Below are 22,908 nucleotides of genomic sequence, written 5' to 3'. Positions count from 1 at the left end.
ATTAAAAAGATTTAATAATATCTTTTAGGTTTGGGATATAAATAATGATAAAATTCCCATACAATCATTCTAATGTTACATATAGGACAATAGAAAGGATTTATACCGAAAGTTTTAAATGTTTGTCTTTGATAAAAAGAAAATTTATTAGGGACAATATTCTTCTTAAAAGGAATAACAGCTCTTTTTAGCTTATTGGAAATATGTCTTGCATATAGTCCATATCTATTAACCATTTTAAAATTTTTAGGAGGTACATGGATTAAAATTTGGGAAATAAATTTTTGAATAGGCATAGTAATAAATGTTTTTTGTTTATCATTAGCTAAATCATTGTAAAAGAAAGTAACTTCATTGTCAGTAATATCAGTAATTTTATACTCAGCAATAGGAGAACGTGCAAGATATCGACCTAAGTATTTGATAATACCTTTGGTGTTATTGACATCACCGCTTCTGACATTAAAAAAGAATCTTGCATTTTGACTATATAGCTTATTGACAGTAATTTTAGCTAATCTTTTAATTTTTGATTAGGATAGTTCCCTTAGAAATAATATCAAGGACGTGATATTTCCATTGAGCTGCAATAGTATCAACATTAAAGTATTCAAGTTTTTTAAAATCAAAATTTTTATTAAATCCTCCGAGAGAAACGATAGCGTGAATATGAGGATTCCATTTTAAATCACGCCCGAAAGTATGAATAACAGAAATAAGACCATAATGAAGAATATCAGAATCAGTGAAGTAATATTTAGAAGATTTGGAAATTTTATTAATTCTTTTATTCTTTTTAGAAATATTCTGCATGCTTTAGGAATAGTAAAAAGAACATGTCTGTGAGGAATGTTTAGAATATGTTTATGAATATTATCAGTCCAAAGTTGAGAATATTTGTAACCGCAAGAAGGACAGAGTCTGGATTTACAGGAAAGAGGGAATTTGTGAGTAATAGGACAGTTAGGGCATTTGAAAGAAACGAAGCCTTTGGATAAATCTCTACAAGCAAGAAATTTAGAGATAGAAAATTTAATATATTGAAGGTGTTTAGGGTTAAGATAATTTTTCTTGCAAAAGTTTAAAGAATTTAGTACAATGTTTTTATTACTGAAGATAGTTTTCAGTTTATTTTGTATAAAGTGTTTACTAGTCATAAATACAGTATACAAAAAAATCAGCCGAATTTCAATTCGGCTTTTTTTACTTTTCATTTTTTAATAAATGAATTAATAGATTTAAAATCCGCACTGAATTTTTAATTACAGGATTATCCGTATTTTCTTTTAAATATGACTTTAAGATAGTATCGGGAAGTATAAACCAAGTCGCATAACCTCTTGATTGAGGAATTCCCATTGTATTTTCTTCAGTAGGATTCCATCTGGCAGCAATGGTATCTTTTCCTTCCCAGCTTAAGATAGCAATTGTATAATCAGTGTTCTGTTCTATTATTTCAATATTTTCTACTTTACCCTTAGGAGAAAGTATAGTTTTAGGATCCAAAGACATAATATGTTCACCTCCTTATCCTTAATTTCAAGTATTTTTTTTAAATAAACTTATTTAAATTATTTATAACATGTTTTCAGAAAAAGTCAATATACAATATATATATATATATATATATTGTTAATGATTTAGAAATGACAATTACTGAAAAATGAAATTCAACATATATAAAATAAAACAAAATATTACATTGAATAAAATTATAAAAATCACTTTTTTCATAAAAAAAATTTATGAAAAAATTAAAAATATTAATTATACAAAAAAAAGAGGGAAAAATTTCCTTACAATTTTCTTTTTTGAAAGTATAATAAAAATGTAATTACAGAAATTATTTCAAAAATGAAAAAATATTTCATTTTCGGCTTTTTACTATTGAAGCAGGTAAGAAGTGAAATAAGTTTCGGTAAAATAAAATTTCATTTTCTTACGAGGAGGTAAGTTAAACATGGCAATTAATGTAAAAAGTGAAATAAAACCGTTGAAAAAAGTTTTATTGCACAGACCGGGAAAAGAATTGTTGAACTTGACACCGGATACTTTGGAAAGATTGTTATTTGATGATATACCTTTCCTAAAAGTTGCACAACAGGAACACGATGCTTTTGCACAAATTCTTAGAGAAAACGGTGTAGAAGTTGTGTATCTTGAAGATTTGGCAGCTGAAACAATATCACAATGTCCTGATTTGAAAAAACAGTTTCTTGAACAATTTATAACAGAAGGCGGAGTTTTAGTTCCTGAATATAGAGAAGCTTTAATGAAACTTTTTGAATCTTATACTGATAACAAAGAACTGATTATGAAAACAATGGAAGGGGTAAAATACGGAGAATTAAAATTAAATTCCGATTCATTGATTTCAAAATTAATTGATGAAAATGAATTAATTTTGGATCCTATGCCTAACCTATATTTCACGCGTGATCCTTTCGCTTCAATAGGGCACGGAGTGAGTTTGAATAAAATGTATTCAGTAACAAGAAACAGAGAAACAATTTATGCAGATTACATTTTCAAACATCATAATGATTATAAAGGAAAAGTACCTTATTTCTATGAAAGAGATAATCAATTCCATATTGAAGGTGGAGATATACTTAACTTGAATGATAAAGTTCTTGCAATAGGTATTTCTCAACGTACTCAAGCTGCAGCAATAGATCAGATTGCTAAAAATATATTTGATTCAAGCGACAGCTCTATAAAAACTATATTAGCGTTTAAAATACCTGAAACAAGAGCGTTCATGCACTTGGATACAGTATTTACACAAATAGATCATGATAAATTTACTATTCACCCTAATATTATGGGACCGTTGGAAGTTTACGAATTAACTAAAAATGGAAATAAAATAGAAGTTAAATTATTACAGGATACATTAAAATCAATCCTTGAAAAATACTTGGGAGTACCTAATGTTACATTGATCAAATGCGGTGGAGAAGACAGAATCGCTGCTGAAAGAGAACAATGGAACGACGGATCGAATACATTATGTATAGCTCCGGGAGTTATCGTCGTTTATGAAAGAAACGATGTAACAAATGAACTTTTAAGACGTGCAGGATTAAAAGTTCTTGAAATGCCGAGTGCTGAATTGTCCAGAGGACGTGGAGGCCCTAGATGTATGAGTATGCCTTTAGTCAGAGAAGACTAAAAAATTAAATTCAAAATAACAAAAATATGCTATAATAAAATCAATTAACCGACTATTTCATAGCCGGTTGATTGGTTGTAAAAATAATTTTAAAAATAAGAGAGAGGATGATTTAAATGCCTAAAAATTTAGCAGGAAGAAATTATTTGAAATTGTTGGATTTCACAAGTTCCGATATAAGATATTTGTTGGACTTATCAAAAAACTTTAAAGAATTAAAATTAACAAGAACACCTCACAAATATTTGGAAGGAAAAAACATAGTTCTTTTATTTGAAAAAACATCTACACGTACAAGATGTTCATTTGAAGTAGCAGGAATGGATTTAGGAATGGGAGTTACTTACCTTGATCCGGGAAGTTCTCAAATGGGTAAAAAAGAAAGCATCGAAGATACTGCACGTGTTTTGGGAAGAATGTATGACGGTATCGAATATAGAGGATTTGATCAAACTATAGTTGAAGAATTGGCTGCAAATGCAGGAGTACCTGTATGGAACGGATTGACAAACGAATTTCATCCTACTCAAATGTTAGCTGACTTATTAACAATCGAAGAAAACTTCGGATACTTAAAAGGAATCAACTTTGTTTACATGGGAGATACAAGAAACAATATGGGTAACTCTTTATTAATAGCATGTGCTAAAATGGGATTGAACTTTACTGCATGCGGACCTAAAGATTTAAAACCTACTCCTGAATTGATAGCTCAAGCTGAAGCTATTGCAAAAGAAAGCGGAAGTAAAATAAGATTTACTGAAGATGTAAAAGAAGCATGTACAGATGCTGATGTTATCTACACTGACATATGGGTATCTATGGGAGAACCTGATGAAGTTTGGGAACAAAGAATTAAAGAATTGAAAAAATTCCAAGTAAACAAACAGGCTATGAGCTATGCTAAAGATACAACAATCTTCTTGCACTGCTTACCTTCATTCCACGATTTGAAAACAACTATCGGAAAAGAAATTAACGATAAATTTGGATTGCCTGAAATGGAAGTTACAGACGAAGTTTTTGAAAGCCCTCAATCAAAAGTATTCGACCAAGCTGAAAACAGAATGCATACAATTAAAGCAGTTATGTATGCTACATTGAAATAATAATGGCGAAAAGAGTAGTAGTAGCACTTGGCGGAAACGCTTTAGGAAATTCTCCTGAAGAGCAGTTGCAATTAGTAAAAAATACTGCAAAATCAATCGTTGATATGATCAAAGAGGGATATGAAGTTATAATAGGTCATGGAAACGGTCCTCAAGTGGGAATGATAAACTTGGCAATGGATTACGCTGCAAACGGAGAAGTAAAAACTCCTTATATGCCTTTTGCAGAATGCGGCGCGATGAGTCAGGGTTATATAGGATATCATCTTCAACAGGCAATAAGAGAAGAATTGCAGGCTCAAAATATTAAAAAAGGTGTTGTAACATTAGTTACTCAGGTAGTTGTCGATAAAGATGACCCTGCTTTCACTAATCCTACAAAACCTATAGGTATGTTCTACAGTAAAGAAGAAGCTGACAAAATAGCAGCCGAAAAAGGATTTACATTTGTAGAAGATGCGGGAAGAGGATACAGAAGAGTAGTACCTTCTCCGTTACCTAAAAGAATAGTTGAACTTGAAGAAGTGGAAACACTTGTAAATAATGGTACAGTTGTAATAACTGTAGGCGGAGGAGGAATACCTGTAATAGAAGAAAATGGTCGTTACAAAGGTGTTGACTCTGTTATAGACAAAGATAAATCAAGTTCAAAACTTGCTGCTGACTTAAAAGCTGACATGCTTGTAATATTGACAGCAGTTGACAAAGTTTATATTAACTATAATAAACCTGATCAAAAAGAATTGGATGTTATAAATACTGAAGAAGTTAAAAAATATATTGATGAAGGTCATTTTGCCAAAGGAAGTATGCTACCGAAAATAGAAGCTTGTGTAGAATATGTAAAAAATAATAAAAATGGACAGGCAATAATAACTTCATTACAAAATGCAGGTTCTGCTTTGGCAGGAAATACAGGAACTGTTATTAAATTTTAAATGAAAGTAGGAGAAAAATATGGCTAAGAAAAAAGGTATTCAGTTATCAGCTTTTTCGATATTGTTTTTAATAATATTTGCTTTGGCAATTTTAACATATCTATTTCCTCAAGTACAAGATGCTTCGTTGGCAACAGTAGTAATGGCACCTTTTAACGGATTTAAAGAAGCTATTGATGTATGTATATTTATATTATTACTTGGAGGATTTTTAGGAGTAGTTACTAAAACAGGAGCTTTAGATGCAGGAATAGGAGCTTTAGTAAAAAAACTTAAAGGAAATGAACTTGTCTTAATTGTTATATTGATGATTTTATTTTCCATAGGTGGAACTACTTACGGAATGGCAGAAGAAACAGTTGCATTTTATGTGTTAATCTGTTCTACAATGGTTGCTGCAGGTTTTGATACTACTGTGGGAGTTGCAACAATAATGCTTGGTGCAGGAGTCGGAGTTTTAGGATCTACAGTAAATCCGTTTGCAGTGGGAGTTGCTCTTGATGCATTAAAAGAAAAAGGAATCCAATATAATAGTGCAACTGTAATAGTATTGGGAGCTATATTATGGCTTACTGCTCTATTAATGGCTATTTTCTATGTGTTAAGATATGCTAAAAAAGTAAAAGCTGAAAAAGGTTCTACTATTTTGTCATTACAGGAACAAAATGATATGCATGAGCATTTTGGACATGCAAATTTTGATAATATAGAATTTACAGGAAAAACAAGAGCTACATTAATAGTATTCGGGATAACATTTATTATAATGGTAATTTCATTAATACCATGGGAAAACTTTGGAATAAATATTTTTGTAGGTTGGTCCAGTTTCTTAACAGGAACTCCTTTAGGAAAATGGTATTTTGGTGAATTATCAATGTGGTTCTTAATTGCTGCAATTGTAATAGGTGTAATTAACAGATTTAAAGAATCTGAAATTATAGATTCTTTTATGGACGGAGTAAAAGATATACTAAGTGTTGTATTGATAATAGCAGTTGCTAGAGGTGCTTCTGTATTAATGGCTGCTACAAAATTTGATACATTTATTTTGGAATCTGCTTCAACAGCATTAAAAGGATTATCCCCTGTTATATTTGCACCGGCTTCATATGTGTTATTCTTGGTATTGTCATTCTTAATTCCTTCTACATCGGGATTGGCTTCAGTTGCATTCCCTGTATTGGGACCTTTGACATCTACTTTAGGATACAGTGCTGAAGTTATGGTATTAATATTCAGTGCGGCTTCAGGAGTTATAAACCTTATAACACCTACATCAGGGGTTGTTATGGGAGGTCTTGCAATAGGTAAAATGCAATACGGAACATGGTTAAAATTTGTAGGAAAACTTATTGCAGCAATAATTATTGCTGATGTAGTTATATTAACAGCAGCAATGATGTTTATCAGATAATAAATAAATTAGATATAGTGAGGAAATTTGATGTTTAACGAATTGGATTTACAATTTCAGTCGAGTTACAAACATTATAAATTGTATTCGTTTGATGCCGAATATGTTGAAAATCCGGTTTCACCGACTATATACAGCGTATCGAAATTGTTCTTTTTCAGTAAAGGGACAGGAAAAATAAAAGTCTATGAAAGAGAGTATGAGATTATTCCCAATACTCTCTTGGCTGTTTTTCCTTGGGAAATAGTGGAAATAACAAAAGTGAACGAATCGCTGGAAATAATGGAAATATCTTATAATTCGATTTTTAATAGTTTAATATTAAATGTGTTGAACAGGTACAAAAAAAATAAGACACATATTTTTTCACTTATAAAAGAAATTCCTTTTGTATATTTTGATGATAAAGAAGCAAAAATTATAAAAAATATATTTTACGAAATAAAAAATGAAATAGAAATAGAATCATTTTCGAATTTTGATAAAATTTCCGATAAGAAAAAATTTGATGAAGAAAATGATTTTGATTTAAGTAAAGTATATATAACAAATAAATTAACAGAATTAGTAATACTTATCGCTAAAAAGATTATTTCCGAAAAAGATAATCTGCCAAAAAAAAAAAGATAATCGAAAATAATATTATTAAGTACATCTATGCACATCTAAATGAAAAATTGACATTAAATAAACTTTCAGTAATGTTTTTTATGAGTGAGTCGTCTATAACAAAATATTTGGAAGAAGTTACAGGATTTACATTTAACGAGTTATTAAGGCATATGAGGATTTCTAAAGCATTGAATCTGCTTGTATATACTGATCTTAATATTGAAGAAATAGCCTATTCCGTAGGGTTTGTAGACGGAGCACATATATCCAAATTATGTAATAAATATTTACAGATGAAGCCTAATGCTTATAGGGAATATTACAAAAATATATATAGAATATTTAATGAAAAAGAACAGAAGCTCGTCTATGAAATAGTAAATTATATTCAGAATAATTATACTCAGGAAATCACTATTAACGATGTAACAAACAAATTCAATATTACCGATACAAAATTGAATAAGATTTTAATGTCGTATTCCGGCAAAAGATTTATCGACTTTCTGAATTTTTTAAGAATTAATAAAGCCTGTGAATTATTGGTTACAACCGACAAAAGTATTATTGATATTTCTTTTGAATTAGGATATAATACCGTTAAAACATTTAATAATAATTTTTTTAAATTGAAAAATATAACGCCTACAGATTTGAGGAAAAATGTGAAAGCAGAAATTTGATAATACTTAACGGAAATGGAGGGCAAGATGAAACCGATAATAATTAAAGTCGAAGATATATTAAATAAAAATATTGAGAAGATATTCGGTAAAAATTCTCAAAAGGTCGAAATTCAATATTCGTCAAAGAAGGAATTTGCCGATTTTCAGACTAATTTTGCTTTGATAAATTCAAAAATAATAGAAAAAAATCCGAGAGAGATTGCCGCAGAAATAGCGGATAAATTTGAAGATAACGATATTATCGATAAATTTGAAATTACAGATCCCGGATTTTTAAATATATATATAAAAAATTCAAAAATTATTGAGGAACTAAAAAAAATAGGAGAAGGAAAATATATTTTTCCGATTGATACTTCCAAAAAGACAATTATAGACTATTCTTCGCCGAATATAGCCAAAAGGATGCATATAGGTCATTTGAGAAGTACAATAATCGGAGATTCTTTAAAGCGTATATTGGAATATGTAGGTTTTAAAGTGTTGGGAGATAATCATTTAGGAGATTGGGGAAGCCATTTTGGAAAGCTGATAGTGGGATGTAATAAATGGCTGGATGAAGAAGAGTATAAGAAAAATCCTATAGGAGAATTGGAAAGAATATATATAAAGTTTTCCGATGAGGCTCAATTAAATCCGGAATTGGAGGTTTCGGCAAAAGAAGAATGGGAAAAATTGAAAGCAAGAGATAAAGAAAACGTAAAATTATGGAAAAATTTTGTAAAATGCTCATTGAAAGAATTTGAAAAAGTGTACAATATATTAAACGTAAAATTTGATATGTATAACGGGGAATCTTTTTATGCAGAAATGATACCGGAAATACTCGAATCTCTTAAAAATAAGAAAATTGCAGTGCTTGATGATGGTGTACTGACAGTATATTTTGCCAAAGAGGAAAAAATAACACCTTGTATACTTCAAAGAAAAGACGGTAATTATATTTCTTATCCTTCAACGGATTTGGCAACAATAAAATACAGAAAAGATGTTTTGAATATTGAAAATGCTATATATGTGATGGATGAAAGGCCGAAAGAGCATTTCAGACAGGTATTTAAAATATCCGAAATGGCAGGAAAAGAATATGCTTATGAGAAAACTCATGTATGGTTCGGAATTATGAGATTTGAAGATGATATTATCTCGTCGGCAACAGAAGAAAATAATATAAGGCTTATCAATATACTTGAACAGGCAGTAAAAGAAGCCGAAAAAATCATTGATTTGAGGAATCCCGATTTGTCCGAAAAAGAAAAGAAGGAAATTGGAAAAATTGTAGGGATAGGAGCTGTAAAATACTTTGATTTAAGTCAGAACAGAATGACTCCGATATCTTTTTCATGGGATAAAGTTCTGAATTTTGAAGAAAATACTTCGCCTTATCTCCAGTATACATATGTGAGAATAATGTCCATTTTCAGAAAAATTAAGGAAAATAATATTGATTATAACAAAAATTATAGGCAGATTTCCGAAAACTTTAACGGAGAAGAAAGAGAACTGGCTACTGCATTACTGAAGTTTCCTTATTCGGTCATGAAAGCATGTGAGGCTTATAAACCGAATCTGATAGCGGATTATCTGTTTGAAACAGCCAAAATTTTTAATACATTTTATGCAACAGAATCCATATTAAAAGAAGAAGATAAAAGCAGATTTTATATGAAACTTTTACTTGCGGAAAAAACAGCTTATATAATAAAAGAAGGGTTACAATTATTAGGGATAGAAGTGGTCGACAGGATGTAAAACAGAATTATAAATAATATTCAAATTAAATAGAGGAGGAGAAATTATGCCAAATAAACAGAAAAAATTAGGGATTTTTGCTTTGACAGCATTAGTAATAAGTTCTTCTCTGGGAAGCGGAATTTTCGGTATATCGGGCGATATGGCATCAAGTGCCGGTCCGGGTGCTGCTTTACTGGCTTGGGTAATTGTAGGATTCGGTGTATTAATGTTATGTTTGAGTTTAACCAACTTAAATGAAAAATGTCCCGATTTAAGCGGTATATTCAGTTATGCAGAAACAGGATTTGGTCCTTTCGGAGGGTTTATAAGCGGTTGGGGATATTGGTTATCTTCCTGGCTTGGAAACGTAGCTTTTGCTACAATGATGATGAGTGCAGTAGCTTATTTTGTGCCTGCATACGGGCAGGGAAATAATCTGATATCTATTTTATCGGCAAGTGTTATTTTGTGGTTAATGTTTTACCTTGTAAACAGAGGAGTGGAAAGTGCCGCAATATTAAATGCCGTTATTACTGTTTGTAAATTGGTTCCTTTAGTTTTATTTATCGTTATTGCGGTAATATCTTTTAAAGCCGACGTATTTTCAGCAAATTTTTGGGGAACAGTTTCGGGAAATTTTGAATTTTCTCAGGTTTTCTCTCAAATACAGAAAAGTATGATGGTATTAATGTGGGTATTTGTAGGTATTGAAGGAGCGGCAATGATGTCGGATCGTGCTGAAAAGAAATCAATAGTAGGAAAATCCACAATTTTAGGATTGACAGGATTATTAATCGTATATATTTTGGCGTCTATTCTGCCTTATGGGTTAATGACAAGAGAAGAACTGTCGAAATTAGGACAACCTGCAATGGGTTATATACTTCAGGCTCTTGTAGGTACATGGGGAGCAGCTCTTGTAAATATCGCATTAATTATTTCGATTTTCGGTTGCTGGCTTTCATGGACAATGTTACCTGCAGAAACTACACTTCTTATGGCAAAAAGAAATCTTCTGCCTAAAAAATTCGGAGAGTTAAACGAGAAAAAAGCTCCGACTTTCTCGCTTTTATTTATGACAGTATTGACACAGGCATTTGTATTTACTCTTTTGTTTACGGATAAAGCTTACAGTTTTGCGTATTCATTGTGTACTGCAGCAATATTTGTTTCATGGTTGTTTGTAACTCTGTATCAGGTAATATATTCATATGAAAATAAAGAGTGGAGTCAGCTTTTTATAGGACTCTTCGGATCGGTATTTTATCTTTGGGCTATTTGGGCATCGGGAATAGGATATTTTCTTTTGTGCTTGACAGTATACATATTAGGAATATATCTTTATGCAAAAGCAAGAAAAGAAAACGGGATTTCAAAAGTATTTTCACAAAAGGAATCCATTGTAATAATTTTTATAGTAATAGGAGCATTATTATCAATTTATATGCTCTTTACAGGACAGATAGCCGTTTAAAAGTAAGGAGATGATAGTATGAAAATAGCAAATTTCGGAGTGGAAGAGTGGCTGAATGTATGGGAAAATGATGCTGTTTATGATATTGCAGGAAGTTCAATAGCCTCGTTTACTTTAGAAGAAATTATTAAAATAGGGGGCAAAACACAGGAAGAATTTTTTAGTGATTTATTGAATAAAAAAATGAATTACGGCTGGATAGAAGGCTCTCCCGAATTTAAAAAACAGGTAAGTATGCTGTATAAAAATATTTCGCCTGAACAGATTTTACAGACAAATGGAGCTACGGGAGCAAATTTTCTGGCTCTATATTCTTTAATTGAGCCGGGAGATCATGTGATTTCACTTTACCCTACGTATCAGCAATTATACGACATTCCCCGTTCTTTAGGAGCAGAAGTTGATTTGTGGCATATAAGAGAAGAAAAAAATTGGCTGCCTGATTTGGATGAATTACATAAAATGATTCGACCTGATACAAAGATGATTTGTATTAATAATGCGAATAATCCTACAGGGGCGGTAATGGAAGAAGAGTTTTTAAAAGAACTGGTAGAAATAGCAAAATCCTGCGGTGCTTACATTCTTTCAGATGAAGTTTACAAACCGTTGGAGGAAGGGCTTTATATACCTGCTATTGCAGACATATATGATAAAGGAATTTCTGCAAACAGTCTTTCCAAAACTTATTCCATTCCCGGAATAAGAATAGGCTGGACTGCAGCTAATCCGGAAATAACCGATATTTTTCGTAAATATAGAGATTATACTATGATTTGTATGGGAGTTTTTGATGATTATCTTGCTGCTTATGTACTGAAAAATAAAGAAGCAGTTTTGGAACGTAATCGAAAAATAGTATCGGAAAATCTGAATATAGTAAAAGAATGGGTAAAAAATGAACCGAGAGTTTCATTAATTTTTCCGAGACATGTATCCACTTCTTTTATTAAATTGGATATACCTTTGGAAATCGAGGAATTTTGTATTAAATTGCTTAAAGAAAAAGGAGTTCTTCTTGTTCCCGGAAATCGTTTTGATATGCCGGGATACGCAAGATTAGGTTATTGTACTCACACCGAAACATTGAAAAACGGATTAAAAGCTCTTTCAGAATATTTGAGAGAGTTTGATAATCATTAATCTGAAAATATAAAAAATGGAAGTATAGAGACAGTTTAATTCTCATATACTTCCTTTGAAATTTATTTCAAAATCATATCCAAATGAGGAATGTTATCCTCAAGATAAACGTCCGAAACGGCTTTAAAGTCGAAAGAATTGTAAAAATTCTCTAAATACGCCTGTGCCTGTGCATGAATAGGCATATCTTTCCATTTTTCTTTTATAACTTTCAATGCTTCGGAAACAAGTTCACGTCCTGCCCCCGATTTTCTTTCGTTTTTTGCAACTAATACCCGTCCTAAGTGAATACCGTCATTTTCAGGAATAATACGACAATAAGCAGTAATTTTATTATTATCGATTTTAAAAAGATGAGTTGCGATTAAATCATTATCATCAACTTCCTGATAAGGACATTCCTGTTCTACAACGAATACAGCAACTCTTTCTTTATAAATAAGAAAAAGTTCATTTACATCAAGTTCGTTAAACTCTTTACAAATCCAAGCCATTAAAATTCACCTCTCTTAAAATTAATATCCTTTATTTCTTGCCATTTTTTCAAGTTCGCTTATTCTTTCTTCGGTAGAAGGGTGAGTTCTGAATAAATTTGCCAAGCCTGACAATCCTGCCAAAGGATTTACTATGAACATATGAGAATAAGCAGGATTTCTATTATTCATCTGTATTCTTTGACTGTAAGTTTCAAGCTTTACAAGAGCGTTTCTTAAATATAACGGATTTCCCGAAAATTCGGCACCGGCTCTGTCTGCCATAAATTCTCTTTTTCTTGAAATAGACATCTGAATTATTAAAGCACCTATAGGAGCCAATAATGAAAGTAACATCGCCAATGCTGCAGTTCCTCCGTTATCATCATTACGACGACGCCTTGTTCCTGCACCGTAATAAGGCAAAAATCTTGCTATATTGGAAATAGCACCGGCAAAAGTTGCTGCAATGGTACTTATCAAAATGTCTCTATGTTTTACATGCCCCAATTCGTGTCCCAAGACTCCTGATAATTCTTCATCGTTCATTATTTCAAGTAATCCCTGTGTACAGGCTACGGCAGCATGTTGGGGATCTCTTCCTGTGGCAAAAGCATTAGGCTGCTGTTCGGGTATAATGTAAATTTTCGGCATGGGAAGACCGGCATTTTTAGCCAGATTCTGTACCATTCTGTATAACCTCGGATTATTTACTTCTGTGACTTCCTGTGCCCTGTATGAGCTTAAAACCAGTTTGTCACTGTTCCAGTAACTGAAAAAGCTCATTCCTCCGGCAATTAAAAGTCCCAATAATGCTCCTTCCCGTCCGAATAAACTTCCGATTGCTACAAATAAAGCTACAAGTCCTGTCATAAGCAATCCTGTTTTTAAACTGTTTTCAAACATTATATTCTCCTTTTTTAAAAATTACTTTTATATCCTAATTATAATATATAAAAACTTATTTTTCAATGAATATTATTTAAAAATCTTATTTTTGATTTTCATTGTCAAGATAAAGATTAATATATTGAAAAAAAAGGGAAAAAATTGTAAAATATATGAAAATTATTAAGGAGAAATTTATGATTACTATAATTGCAACAGTATTGCTTTTAATTTTGAAAATAGTCTTTAATAAAAATGATAAATTGAAAAAAATAATCAGTAATTTATTATTAGTAGATTATATACTAATTACTGTGTATTGGCAAATCTTATTCGGATTTGGAATGATAGTGGTGAATATGTATAATTCACCGGGTTTTGGGGAAAATTATAAATTTAAAATTGAAGATTATATGCTTTTAATTATGGCTATAACAGGAGTTGTAAAACTTATTGCAATTATTGTATTATTGATAAAAAGAAATATAAAAAAATTTTATAAAATCTTTATTTTATCTGACATTGTGAGTATAATAATTTTATTATATTATATATTTTTTATTTACTATAAATGATCTAACGGGAGGAAAGTATGAAAAAAATTTTTAAAATTTTAATGATTTTAACGGGGGTGACGGCACTTGTAAGCTGTACCACAGCACCTTTGACGGGGAGAAAGCAACTTAAACTTGTAAGTGATGATAGTCTTGTGGCAGAGTCGAAACAGCAATATTCAGAGTTTATAAGTAAGCTGCGTTCCAAAAACATGATTGCAAATGATACACCTGACGGGCGTAGACTTGCTGCAATAGGGAGAAGAATATCGACATCTGTGGAAAAATTTATGAATGAAAACGGAATGAGCAATAAAGTAAAAGATTTGAGTTGGGAGTTTAATCTTATAAAAAGTGAAGACATTAATGCTTTTGCACTTCCCGGCGGGAAAATAGCTTTTTACACAGGGATAATGCCGGTATTAAAAACCGATGCAGGAGTAGCTTTTGTTATGGGGCATGAAATAGGTCACGTAATAGGAGGACATCATGCAGAAAGTCAGAGCGGAAGAACAGCTGCAGGATTGATTATGCTTGGAAAAGAAGTAGCCGATGCTCTTACAGGAGGAGCAACTTCTGTTGTAAATAATGATTTGGTGGGTCAGGGACTTTCAGTAGGACTCTTGAAGTTCAGCAGAACACAGGAATATGAAGCCGACAAATACGGAATGATATTTATGGCAATGGCAGGATATAATCCTGAAGAGGCTATAAAAGCTCAGGAAAGAATGATGGCAATGGAAAAAGGAAGAAATGTAGAAATATTGTCGACACATCCGTCTACGGAAAAGAGAATAGAAGCATTGAAAAACTTTTTACCTGAAGCTATGAAATATTATAAAAAATAATTGAAGATCGGAAAAGAAAGATTTACATGAAAAATATTATAAGTATTGCACCTATGGTAGACAGAACCGACAGAAATTTCAGAAATTTTGTGAGAATGATAAATAAAGATGTGCTGTTATATACTGAAATGATAACGGCACAGGCTGTCATAAACGGCGACAGTGACTATATTTTGGAATTTGATGATACGGAACATCCTATTGTTCTTCAGCTTGCTGTTACAAATAAAAAAGAGGCATACGAAGCGATAAAGATTGCCGAAAAGTATAATTATGACGAGATAAATCTGAACGTAGGATGTCCTTCAGACAGGGTGTCGGGTAATATGATGGGAGCCTATTTAATGGCTTTTCCTGAAACAGTAGCTGAGATAGTGGCGGAAATTAAAAAAGCTACTGATAAACCTGTTTCTATAAAGCACAGAATAGGAATTGATGGGAAAAATATATTGCCTGAAACTTTTAAAAGGACTTTACTCGATAAATATGAGGATATGCTGAATTTTGTCAATATCACTCAGAAGGCAGGAGTAAAAAAATATGTTGTTCATGCCAGAATAGCTGTTCTTGAAGGACTTGATCCTAAACAAAACAGAGAAATACCGCCACTGAGATATGAAGAAGTATACAGATTGAAAAAGGAAAAGCCTGAACTGCATATTGAAATGAACGGAGGGATAAAAACAACAGAGCAGATTGATGAACATTTGAAATATGTGGATGCTGTGATGCTCGGAAGAGAAATATATGATAATCCTATGATATTAAGTAAGTTCGGAAAATATTACGGAAAAAATATAGAAATTACAAGAGAAGAAATAATTGAAAAAATGATTTTGTATGTGGAAAAAATGGAAAGAGAGAATAAAAGACCGCATTTATTTTTGATGCACACTCACGGACTTTTTCACGGGGTAAAAGGAAGTAAATACTGGAAAAGAGAAATAAATGCTCCTCAAGCTGATTCTCATACTTTAAGAAGATTACTGAAAGAAGTAAAAGATTTTAGTGAATAGAGATAATTATGAAAAAAATCAGTAATTTTAAAGAATTTTATAATGATAAGGTTAGCAAATTACAGTGTTGAGTAAAAAGTCTTATAAAAAAACATTTTTTAAACCTAAAATAAAAGGTTTTGAATAAATCGGATTAAAAACAAGAAAAAATTTAAAATATTTTCATTTTTATGTTTTACATTTTTCAAATTTTATAGTATACTAAGGTTGTATATAAAAAAGAAATAAATAATTTGCGAAGGAGAGTTTGAAAAAATGAAAGTAGTTGTAATAGGGTGTACACATGCGGGGACAGCAGCAATTCTTAACTTGAAAAGAATAAATCCGGATGTTGAAATAACAGTATTTGAAAGAAATGACAATATTTCGTTCCTTTCATGCGGAATAGCATTGTATGTCGGAGGCGTAGTAAAAGATCCTCAAGGTTTGTTCTACTGTTCGCCTGAAAAATTGAAAGAATTAAATGTAGATACAAGAATGAAACATGATGTTAAAAATGTTGACATAAAAGGTAAAAAAGTTCGTGTAGTAAATATGGAAACAGGAATTGAATTTAACGAAACTTTTGACAAGTTGATCATTACTTCGGGATCGTGGCCTATAATTCCTCCTATTAAGGGGATAGATTTGAATAATATTTTGCTTTCAAAAAACTTCAATCATTCAAATGAAATAATTGAAAGAGCAAAACATTCCAAAAAGATAATTGTTGTAGGTGCGGGATATATCGGAGTGGAACTGGTAGAAGCATTCAGAGATAACGGAAAAGAAGTAGTTCTTGTAGATGCCGAAGAAAGAATTTTAAGTAAATATTTTGATAAAGAATATACGGACATTGCTGAAGAATCTTTCAGACAAAGAGGGATAGTAATAGCTACAGGAGAAAAAGTAGTCAGATTTGAAGGTGAGAACGGAAACGTAACAAAAGTAGTTACAGATAAAAACGAATATGAAACTGATATGGTAATCATGTGTGTAGGATTTGTGCCGAATACACAATTATTTAAAGGACAGTTGGATATGTTGCCTAACGGAGCTATAAAAGTGGATGAATACATGAGAACTAGCGATTATGATGTAATGGCTGCAGGAGATTGCTGTTCGGTTTATTACAATCCTTTGAAAACATACAGATATATTCCTCTTGCGACAAATGCAGTGAGAATGGGAACTTTGGCGGCCTTGAATTTAAGCGAAAATAAAATAAAACATCCGGGAACTCAGGGAACATCAGGAATCAAAATATATGAAAACAATATGTCTTCTACAGGATTAACTTATGAAACAGCAAAAAGTGAAGGATTGGATGTTGATTTTGTTTATGCGGTGGACAACTACAGACCTGAGTTTATGCCTACTTATGAAAAAGTGACTTTCAAAGTAGTATATGAAAAAAGTTCAAGAAGAATAGTGGGAGCACAGTTGACATCAAAAGCTGATTTGACACAGTCTATTAACACTATATCCGTATGTATCCAAAACGGAATGACTGTAGAAGAGCTTGCGTTTATAGATTTCTTCTTCCAGCCTCATTACAATAAACCTTGGAACTTTATAAATCTTGCAGGATTAAATTCTTTGAAATAATTAAAATATTAAAATAAAACGATAACCGGAAAGAGATTTCTGTGAGTTATCGTTTTTATTTTGTATATTAGTATAGCTTGACAAATAAATAATAATATGGCATATAATAGATGTATAATTAGAAAGATAGTTCCTGAACTTCAAGATATTGATTTTAAAAATCGGAAATTAAATGTAAGATTATCAGAAAAATTGAATTATAAGGAGGTATCAATAAATTACGAATTTTTAGTTGAAATCTCGTAATTTATTGAAAAATATGAAAAATAAAGTTATTATTTATTACATATCTCAAATATTACTGTTTACAGCAACATCACTATTTAATCCGGTGTCTTATTTATTTTATATGGATAACGGATTAAATCTTTCGGTAATTGGAGTAAGTATTTCTATATTATGGATTGTATCCGGGATATTTGAAATTCCTTTCGGCATATTTACAGATAAATACGGAACAAAGATAACTATGATTTTATCAAATGTTTTAAGTATTTGCGGATTAGGGCTATTGATAGTTAGAACGAATGTTCCGACATTACTTATATGTGCTGCAATTTTTGGTGTGTCAACTGCTGCCAACTCAGGCTGTTTATCGAGTTGGATAGTAAACAGCTTAAAAATAGAATTAAAAGATTCTTTTAAACAGGAGATTATTCAAAAAGTATTTTCAAGATCTAATATATTTTGCAGCATTGTGTCATTATTATTCTCTTTTTTAATGTTACAAATTGTTTATAAGATTAATAAAAATTATCCGATATATTTATCAGTTATTGCATATATAATTTGTCTATTATTTTTTGTATTTATATTTAATGATGAATATAAAAATTTTAACAGGAAAAATAGTAACTTGACTAATGTAGTAACTCAATATTTCAGAATAATTGATAAAAAATTTCTGTTTATAAGTCTGTTTTTTACAATTCCTTTTATAATGGATATGGGACCCGTAAATCAATGGAGCATAGTTTACAGAAAAACAAATATTTTAGGTTTTATACAAATTATAATAGTCGGTGCATTTGTATTCGGAAATTATATAGTGTCAAAAACTAAAATAAAACAGGAAAAAATACTGAAATTAATAATATTGGATGTTGTAATTATTTTACTTCTGAATTTCTTTGATAAAAAAAGCATCTATACAGGAATTATTTTCTTTATTTTGCATGTAATTATCAATACAATTATTTTAGGAGTAAATATAAGCTATCTGCATTCGGATATTATTAAAGATGATGCTAACAGAAACACTTCAATTTCTACATTTAATTTTTTAAATTCCTGTATAGTCGGAATTTTACTCATCATACAAGGTATTTTTTCAGATAAAATAGGAATGACAAATACCTGGTCATTATTTTCAGTCATAGGAGCAGTTTTGTATATAATAATGTTTAACAGGATATTTATTAAAAAGGGATTGGATGTTACAAGGGAAGAGGGAATGTATGAGTAACTTCTAGCTTAATACCTAAATTTCCGAAGAATTATACATATGAAAAAAGGACATAGAATTAGTCTTTTTCTATAATAATTCTTCAGGAAATTTAATATCCATATATTTAAATATTTCTTTCTGTTTCTTTGTTACTTCTCCCAATTTAAGTTTTTCATTACCTCTTTCATAACTTTCTATCAAGTCCAATTCATCAAGAAGTTCCTGTGTTGTGTATTTCTTATATAATTCTTTTTCACTCATCTTATTTTTTATATACGATAGCATTACTAATGACACGAATGTTACAAATATTTTTCCATCCATTGTAGGTTTTGATGATACTCTTAATCTTCTTGCATCAAGTCGGTCTTTTATATTATGAAATGCTTTCTCTGCTACATCTTTTTGTCTATATATACTTAATATTTCTCTTGCTTCAAGATTTTCATTACTTATCAAACTGAAATAACCATATTTTTTCATATGTTTTTCTATAATATCATCTTTTGCTACAGCAATTATATTTTCTTTTTCAACTTTAATATCGAAATATTTCCTATAGTCTTCGACTCTTTTTTCATTTTCTACATTATTTTCTATATCTGTTTTTAATTTAATCAGGTATTCTGTAAAATCTTTATCTTCTTTTAAAGCTTTTTCATCATCAAAAAACACATACAAGTAAAGATACTTCTTATTTTCCTTGTCTGTATCGTCCCACATAAGTATTTCTTTTTACCATATATATTATATTCAGCTATATAATTAGTAAATTTCTTAATATCTTTTACTTTTTCTATTCTTTCTTTTATTATTTTTGATGATGACTTTGTTCCTACAATAAATTTAAATTTATTATTCATGAGTTCATCTATATTGTTTTTACTGTAGAATCCTCTATCCATCACTAATTTAGGTTTCTTAACTCCTATATACTGAACATCTTTTATTAATCTTCTAACTGTTGACACATCAACAATGTTTCCTGGTAAAACTCTATAGTAAAAAGGCAATCTTGACTTTTCTCCATACAAAATTGCAAGATTGATTTGTGCTAATGTATCATTTTCCTTATTATATCCGTATCTCATTTGATTAATAGCTTTTGAATAAGATGATATGCTTGTTGTATCATAAGCCCAATACTCATCTTCTTTCAACTGTTCAGCCTGTAATTTAAAGAAATTGTTTTTTCCGCTTTCATTTATTTCTGAAAACATTTCACTTATTCTTTGAGAAGTTAGTTCACTTCTGTTAAATGTTTTATGAATTTTACTCCATTTTTCATATCTTGATATAGGACTATCTTTTTCTAATATCAGATATTGTGCAACAGATAAAATTTCTTTGTACAAATCAGGAAAACATTCTTTAAGATTAGAAGTCAGTCCCAATTTTTTAGCAATAAGATTTAAAAGCAGATTAGCACCATAAAATTTACGCTTATCATTTTGAGCTTTATTTTCTTCCAATTTCTTTTTTTTTGAGGGTGGAGTAGGTACAATTTGTCCAGTAAGAGGGTCCTTAATACCGATTAATTTTCTTTTAGATTTAGATTTTTTTTCAGATTTATCCCAATAGTTAATAGATTCATAAACATAAGTTTTATTGTATTTTTTATTATATAGAAAAACTAAAGAAGCCATAAGATTATCACCTATGTATAATTATACATAGAAATAAAGAAAAAGTCAAGAAAAAAATGTAGAAAAAAGCAATAAAATTAATCTTTTTTCTACTTCATATGTTTATTTCTTCGGAAATTTAGGTTAATAGTAATGACACGTATAAAAAAACCATATTATCAGTTAAATAAAAGAAGCTATCTCAATCGGCTTATTGAGACAGCTCTTTTTGATGATAACTTCAATTTTGCATACTTAATGTATATTCAATTCTTTATGAAAATACTGCAAACAGGACATACTGCATATAGTTTTATTTTTATGTATATCTTGATTTTCATATGCTTTTTTATATAAATTTATATATGCTTTCAGTTTTTTCTTTATAAAAGTTTCTTTTTTAACAATTTTTGTATACTCTTTACCATTAATTATTGTATATCGACTCATATCTATATATTTAATATTTATTATTAATACAACTTTGCTGTAATCTAATCCGCATGTTTTGGCTTCGTCGGTAAAAAAATCCTGCCGAATCGACAGGATTTTATAATCATTCAGCGTTTCTTTATATTATCCTGCTCGCTTGCTATACGAGCATATATTCTATAATCAGTATACATTACAAACTACTTTTTGTCAATACAAAAATATAATTTTTATTTAATGTTTTTTATATATTCTTTTACAAAATCGGAAATTTCGGATTTATCTATTACTTTTGAGAATCTTATTTCGGATTTTCTTACTTCTTCAAGCTTTTCAGGGATTTTAATACCTGTAATTGAAGAAACTTCTTCTAAAATTTCATACGGATCTTTTTCTTTATCTAATCCTAAAGCTTCAGCAACAGGAACAGGAAATTTAAATGGATGAGCCGTGGACATTATAACAGTGTGAATATCTTTGTCCAGTTCTTTATCCAATTTCTCGTACACAGCGTAAGCAACTGCAGTATGGGGATCCATAAGATATTTATATTCATTGTAAACATCTTTTATAGCTTTAACTGTAGCTTTATCATCGGCAAAATCTCCGTAAAATTCTTTTTGTATATTTGCAAGTTCTTCGGAAGAAATCGATAATTTTCCGTCAGAAATCAGAGAGTTTATAAGTTCGTTTACTCTTTCGGAATTTTCCCCTGTGCTGTAATACAGATATCTTTCAAAGTTTGAAGAAAGTAAAATGTCCATAGACGGAGAATTTGTCATATAGAAATCCCTGTTTTTATCATAAGTTCCCGTTTGAAAGAAATCGGATAAAACATTATTTTTATTTGAAGCGGAAATAAATTTTCTTATAGGGATTCCTAATTTTTTAGCAATATATCCAGCCAATATATTACCGAAATTTCCTGTAGGAACTACGACATTAAATTCTTCTTCCGCTTTCAGCGTTCCGTTTTTAACAAGATTTACATATGTGGAAATATAGTAAATAACTTGAGGAAACAGTCTTCCGATATTTATGGAATTTGCACTGGAAAACATAATATCGTGTTCTTTCGCATATTTTTTGAAATCACCACATGAAAATATAGTTTTTATAGCACTTTGAGCATCGTCAAAGTTTCCGTTTACAGCAACAATCTCAACGTTTTTTCCTTTTTGCTTTCTCATTTGTTCTTCCTGCATAGGACTGACACCGTTTTTAGGATAAAAAACAACTATATTTATACCGTCAATATCTTTAAATCCTTCTAAAGCAGCTTTTCCTGTATCTCCTGAAGTTGCAGTAAGAATAAGTATATCTTTTTTTTCATTTTGTTTTTCTTTGCTTAAAAGCAGTAAATACGGAAAAAGTGAAAGAGCCAAGTCTTTAAAAGCCAATGTTCTTCCGTGAAACAGTTCTCCAAGACTAATTTTTTCATTTAATTTATGTAAAGGAACAATTTCCTCGTTCGTGAATGTATTACTGTTATATGCGTTATTTACAGCCTGATTTATTTCTTCGTCGGAAAATTCTGTGAAAAACAGTTTAATAATTTTTTCGGACAGCTCCTGATAAGATAAATCTTTTAAATCTTCATAAGATAATTTTATATCGGGAAGATTTTCCGGAATGTAAAGTCCCCCGTTATTTGCAAGTCCATGTAATGCAGCAAAAGTAGATGATTGCAATTCGCCGCCTCTTGTACTTTTGTAATTCATTTATACACCTCTTTCAGTTATGTACTTAT

22 protein-coding genes and 1 pseudogene are annotated in these 22,908 nt (G+C 30.5%); 14 read left to right on the top strand and 9 right to left on the bottom strand.

Annotation, left to right across the window (positions count from 1 at the left end; all coding sequences use genetic code 11):
- Positions 1 to 11: 11 nt before the first annotated feature.
- From FVE72_RS11485 to FVE72_RS11680, 4 genes and pseudogenes are all read right to left on the bottom strand, one after another.
- Complete coding sequence (locus FVE72_RS11485) at positions 12 to 509, bottom strand: transposase (protein WP_269472573.1); 498 nt, start codon at positions 507 to 509, stop codon at positions 12 to 14.
- 13 nt (positions 510 to 522) lie between these two features.
- On the bottom strand, positions 523 to 813 hold the full coding sequence (locus FVE72_RS11600) for a transposase (protein ID WP_269472561.1): 291 nt from the start codon (positions 811 to 813) through the stop codon (positions 523 to 525).
- 20 nt (positions 814 to 833) lie between these two features.
- Positions 834 to 1,157: pseudogene (locus tag FVE72_RS11480) on the bottom strand (transposase zinc-binding domain-containing protein); the annotation flags it as partial.
- Positions 1,158 to 1,203: 46 nt separating this feature from the next.
- Entirely contained in the window at positions 1,204 to 1,512 is a 309-nt protein-coding gene (locus FVE72_RS11680; protein ID WP_026737709.1) for a hypothetical protein, read from the bottom strand.
- Positions 1,513 to 1,960: 448 nt separating this feature from the next.
- Here FVE72_RS11680 and arcA point away from each other — a divergent pair, with 448 nt between their 5' ends.
- The 9 genes from arcA to FVE72_RS06345 all read left to right on the top strand — a co-directional run bounded on the left by arcA (position 1,961) and on the right by FVE72_RS06345 (position 12,288).
- Complete coding sequence (gene arcA / locus FVE72_RS06385) at positions 1,961 to 3,175, top strand: arginine deiminase (protein WP_026737708.1); 1,215 nt, start codon at positions 1,961 to 1,963, stop codon at positions 3,173 to 3,175.
- Between the two features lie 116 nt (positions 3,176 to 3,291).
- A complete protein-coding gene (argF, locus tag FVE72_RS06380) occupies positions 3,292 to 4,284 on the top strand; it encodes an ornithine carbamoyltransferase (RefSeq protein ID WP_026737707.1) in 993 nt (330 codons plus the stop codon).
- 2 nt (positions 4,285 to 4,286) lie between these two features.
- Positions 4,287 to 5,222, top strand: a complete 936-nt coding sequence (arcC, locus tag FVE72_RS06375) for a carbamate kinase (RefSeq protein WP_026737706.1) — start codon at positions 4,287 to 4,289, stop codon at positions 5,220 to 5,222.
- Positions 5,223 to 5,241: 19 nt separating this feature from the next.
- Positions 5,242 to 6,639: a YfcC family protein gene (locus FVE72_RS06370; RefSeq protein ID WP_026737705.1), complete on the top strand. Its 1,398-nt coding sequence runs from the start codon at positions 5,242 to 5,244 to the stop codon at positions 6,637 to 6,639.
- A gap of 30 nt (positions 6,640 to 6,669) precedes the next feature.
- Entirely contained in the window at positions 6,670 to 7,269 is a 600-nt protein-coding gene (locus FVE72_RS06365) for a hypothetical protein (RefSeq protein WP_146966485.1), read from the top strand.
- 80 nt (positions 7,270 to 7,349) lie between these two features.
- Positions 7,350 to 7,934, top strand: coding sequence for a helix-turn-helix domain-containing protein (locus tag FVE72_RS06360; RefSeq protein WP_169728677.1), 585 nt, complete (start codon positions 7,350 to 7,352; stop codon positions 7,932 to 7,934).
- Between the two features lie 27 nt (positions 7,935 to 7,961).
- A complete protein-coding gene (argS, locus tag FVE72_RS06355; protein ID WP_026737704.1) occupies positions 7,962 to 9,689 on the top strand; it encodes an arginine--tRNA ligase in 1,728 nt (575 codons plus the stop codon).
- 46 nt (positions 9,690 to 9,735) lie between these two features.
- Complete coding sequence (gene arcD / locus FVE72_RS06350; protein ID WP_026737703.1) at positions 9,736 to 11,145, top strand: arginine-ornithine antiporter; 1,410 nt, start codon at positions 9,736 to 9,738, stop codon at positions 11,143 to 11,145.
- An 18-nt stretch (positions 11,146 to 11,163) separates the two neighbouring features.
- The gene (locus FVE72_RS06345; protein ID WP_006806527.1) at positions 11,164 to 12,288 is read left to right on the top strand and encodes an aminotransferase; all 1,125 of its coding nucleotides are present in this window, start codon (positions 11,164 to 11,166) and stop codon (positions 12,286 to 12,288) included.
- Between the two features lie 62 nt (positions 12,289 to 12,350).
- Here FVE72_RS06345 and FVE72_RS06340 read toward each other — a convergent pair whose 3' ends face one another.
- The gene (locus FVE72_RS06340; RefSeq protein ID WP_026737702.1) at positions 12,351 to 12,782 is read right to left on the bottom strand and encodes a GNAT family N-acetyltransferase; all 432 of its coding nucleotides are present in this window, start codon (positions 12,780 to 12,782) and stop codon (positions 12,351 to 12,353) included.
- A 21-nt stretch (positions 12,783 to 12,803) separates the two neighbouring features.
- Positions 12,804 to 13,667 (bottom strand): zinc metalloprotease HtpX, encoded by an 864-nt coding sequence (gene htpX / locus FVE72_RS06335; protein ID WP_026737701.1) that lies wholly within the window; start codon positions 13,665 to 13,667, stop codon positions 12,804 to 12,806.
- Between the two features lie 179 nt (positions 13,668 to 13,846).
- Here htpX and FVE72_RS06330 point away from each other — a divergent pair, with 179 nt between their 5' ends.
- The 5 genes from FVE72_RS06330 to FVE72_RS06310 all read left to right on the top strand — a co-directional run bounded on the left by FVE72_RS06330 (position 13,847) and on the right by FVE72_RS06310 (position 19,119).
- Positions 13,847 to 14,224 carry a hypothetical protein gene (locus tag FVE72_RS06330; protein ID WP_026737700.1) on the top strand — a complete coding sequence of 126 codons (378 nt, stop codon included), beginning with the start codon at positions 13,847 to 13,849 and terminating at the stop codon, positions 14,222 to 14,224.
- A gap of 17 nt (positions 14,225 to 14,241) precedes the next feature.
- The gene (locus FVE72_RS06325; RefSeq protein WP_026737699.1) at positions 14,242 to 15,051 is read left to right on the top strand and encodes a M48 family metallopeptidase; all 810 of its coding nucleotides are present in this window, start codon (positions 14,242 to 14,244) and stop codon (positions 15,049 to 15,051) included.
- Positions 15,051 to 16,067, top strand: a complete 1,017-nt coding sequence (gene dusA / locus FVE72_RS06320) for a tRNA dihydrouridine(20/20a) synthase DusA (protein ID WP_373920389.1) — start codon at positions 15,051 to 15,053, stop codon at positions 16,065 to 16,067. Before FVE72_RS06325 ends, dusA begins: the two co-directional genes overlap by 1 nt.
- Before the next feature lie 255 nt (positions 16,068 to 16,322).
- A complete protein-coding gene (locus FVE72_RS06315) occupies positions 16,323 to 17,654 on the top strand; it encodes an FAD-dependent oxidoreductase (RefSeq protein WP_026737697.1) in 1,332 nt (443 codons plus the stop codon).
- 259 nt (positions 17,655 to 17,913) lie between these two features.
- Positions 17,914 to 19,119 carry an MFS transporter gene (locus FVE72_RS06310; RefSeq protein ID WP_146966481.1) on the top strand — a complete coding sequence of 402 codons (1,206 nt, stop codon included), beginning with the start codon at positions 17,914 to 17,916 and terminating at the stop codon, positions 19,117 to 19,119.
- Between the two features lie 69 nt (positions 19,120 to 19,188).
- Here FVE72_RS06310 and FVE72_RS06305 read toward each other — a convergent pair whose 3' ends face one another.
- The 3 genes from FVE72_RS06305 to thrC all read right to left on the bottom strand — a co-directional run bounded on the left by FVE72_RS06305 (position 19,189) and on the right by thrC (position 22,879).
- Positions 19,189 to 19,776, bottom strand: coding sequence for an IS1634 family transposase (locus FVE72_RS06305; protein WP_172966388.1), 588 nt, complete (start codon positions 19,774 to 19,776; stop codon positions 19,189 to 19,191).
- The gene (locus FVE72_RS06300) at positions 19,749 to 20,747 is read right to left on the bottom strand and encodes an IS1634 family transposase (protein ID WP_146966476.1); all 999 of its coding nucleotides are present in this window, start codon (positions 20,745 to 20,747) and stop codon (positions 19,749 to 19,751) included. The genes FVE72_RS06305 and FVE72_RS06300 overlap by 28 nt, the downstream gene beginning before the upstream one ends.
- A 641-nt stretch (positions 20,748 to 21,388) precedes the next feature.
- Positions 21,389 to 22,879, bottom strand: coding sequence for a threonine synthase (gene thrC / locus FVE72_RS06295; protein ID WP_026737695.1), 1,491 nt, complete (start codon positions 22,877 to 22,879; stop codon positions 21,389 to 21,391).
- Positions 22,880 to 22,908: the final 29 nt, after the last annotated feature.

This window comes from Pseudoleptotrichia goodfellowii (genome assembly GCF_007990505.1).
Classification (GTDB): domain Bacteria; phylum Fusobacteriota; class Fusobacteriia; order Fusobacteriales; family Leptotrichiaceae; genus Pseudoleptotrichia; species Pseudoleptotrichia goodfellowii.
Note: the sequence above shows the minus strand (reverse complement) of the source record. Positions and strands in the feature narration are given on the sequence as shown.

Coding starts and splice junctions, on each gene's coding strand:
- FVE72_RS11600 (WP_269472561.1), bottom strand. CDS start 813: ATGCAGAATATTTCTAAAAAGAATAAAAGAATTAATAAAATTTCCAAA.
- FVE72_RS11680 (WP_026737709.1), bottom strand. CDS start 1,512: ATGTCTTTGGATCCTAAAACTATACTTTCTCCTAAGGGTAAAGTAGAA.
- arcA (WP_026737708.1), top strand. CDS start 1,961: ATGGCAATTAATGTAAAAAGTGAAATAAAACCGTTGAAAAAAGTTTTA.
- argF (WP_026737707.1), top strand. CDS start 3,292: ATGCCTAAAAATTTAGCAGGAAGAAATTATTTGAAATTGTTGGATTTC.
- arcC (WP_026737706.1), top strand. CDS start 4,287: ATGGCGAAAAGAGTAGTAGTAGCACTTGGCGGAAACGCTTTAGGAAAT.
- FVE72_RS06370 (WP_026737705.1), top strand. CDS start 5,242: ATGGCTAAGAAAAAAGGTATTCAGTTATCAGCTTTTTCGATATTGTTT.
- FVE72_RS06365 (WP_146966485.1), top strand. CDS start 6,670: ATGTTTAACGAATTGGATTTACAATTTCAGTCGAGTTACAAACATTAT.
- FVE72_RS06360 (WP_169728677.1), top strand. CDS start 7,350: ATGAGTGAGTCGTCTATAACAAAATATTTGGAAGAAGTTACAGGATTT.
- argS (WP_026737704.1), top strand. CDS start 7,962: ATGAAACCGATAATAATTAAAGTCGAAGATATATTAAATAAAAATATT.
- arcD (WP_026737703.1), top strand. CDS start 9,736: ATGCCAAATAAACAGAAAAAATTAGGGATTTTTGCTTTGACAGCATTA.
- FVE72_RS06345 (WP_006806527.1), top strand. CDS start 11,164: ATGAAAATAGCAAATTTCGGAGTGGAAGAGTGGCTGAATGTATGGGAA.
- FVE72_RS06340 (WP_026737702.1), bottom strand. CDS start 12,782: ATGGCTTGGATTTGTAAAGAGTTTAACGAACTTGATGTAAATGAACTT.
- htpX (WP_026737701.1), bottom strand. CDS start 13,667: ATGTTTGAAAACAGTTTAAAAACAGGATTGCTTATGACAGGACTTGTA.
- FVE72_RS06330 (WP_026737700.1), top strand. CDS start 13,847: ATGATTACTATAATTGCAACAGTATTGCTTTTAATTTTGAAAATAGTC.
- FVE72_RS06325 (WP_026737699.1), top strand. CDS start 14,242: ATGAAAAAAATTTTTAAAATTTTAATGATTTTAACGGGGGTGACGGCA.
- FVE72_RS06315 (WP_026737697.1), top strand. CDS start 16,323: ATGAAAGTAGTTGTAATAGGGTGTACACATGCGGGGACAGCAGCAATT.
- FVE72_RS06310 (WP_146966481.1), top strand. CDS start 17,914: ATGAAAAATAAAGTTATTATTTATTACATATCTCAAATATTACTGTTT.
- FVE72_RS06300 (WP_146966476.1), bottom strand. CDS start 20,747: ATGGCTTCTTTAGTTTTTCTATATAATAAAAAATACAATAAAACTTAT.
- thrC (WP_026737695.1), bottom strand. CDS start 22,879: ATGAATTACAAAAGTACAAGAGGCGGCGAATTGCAATCATCTACTTTT.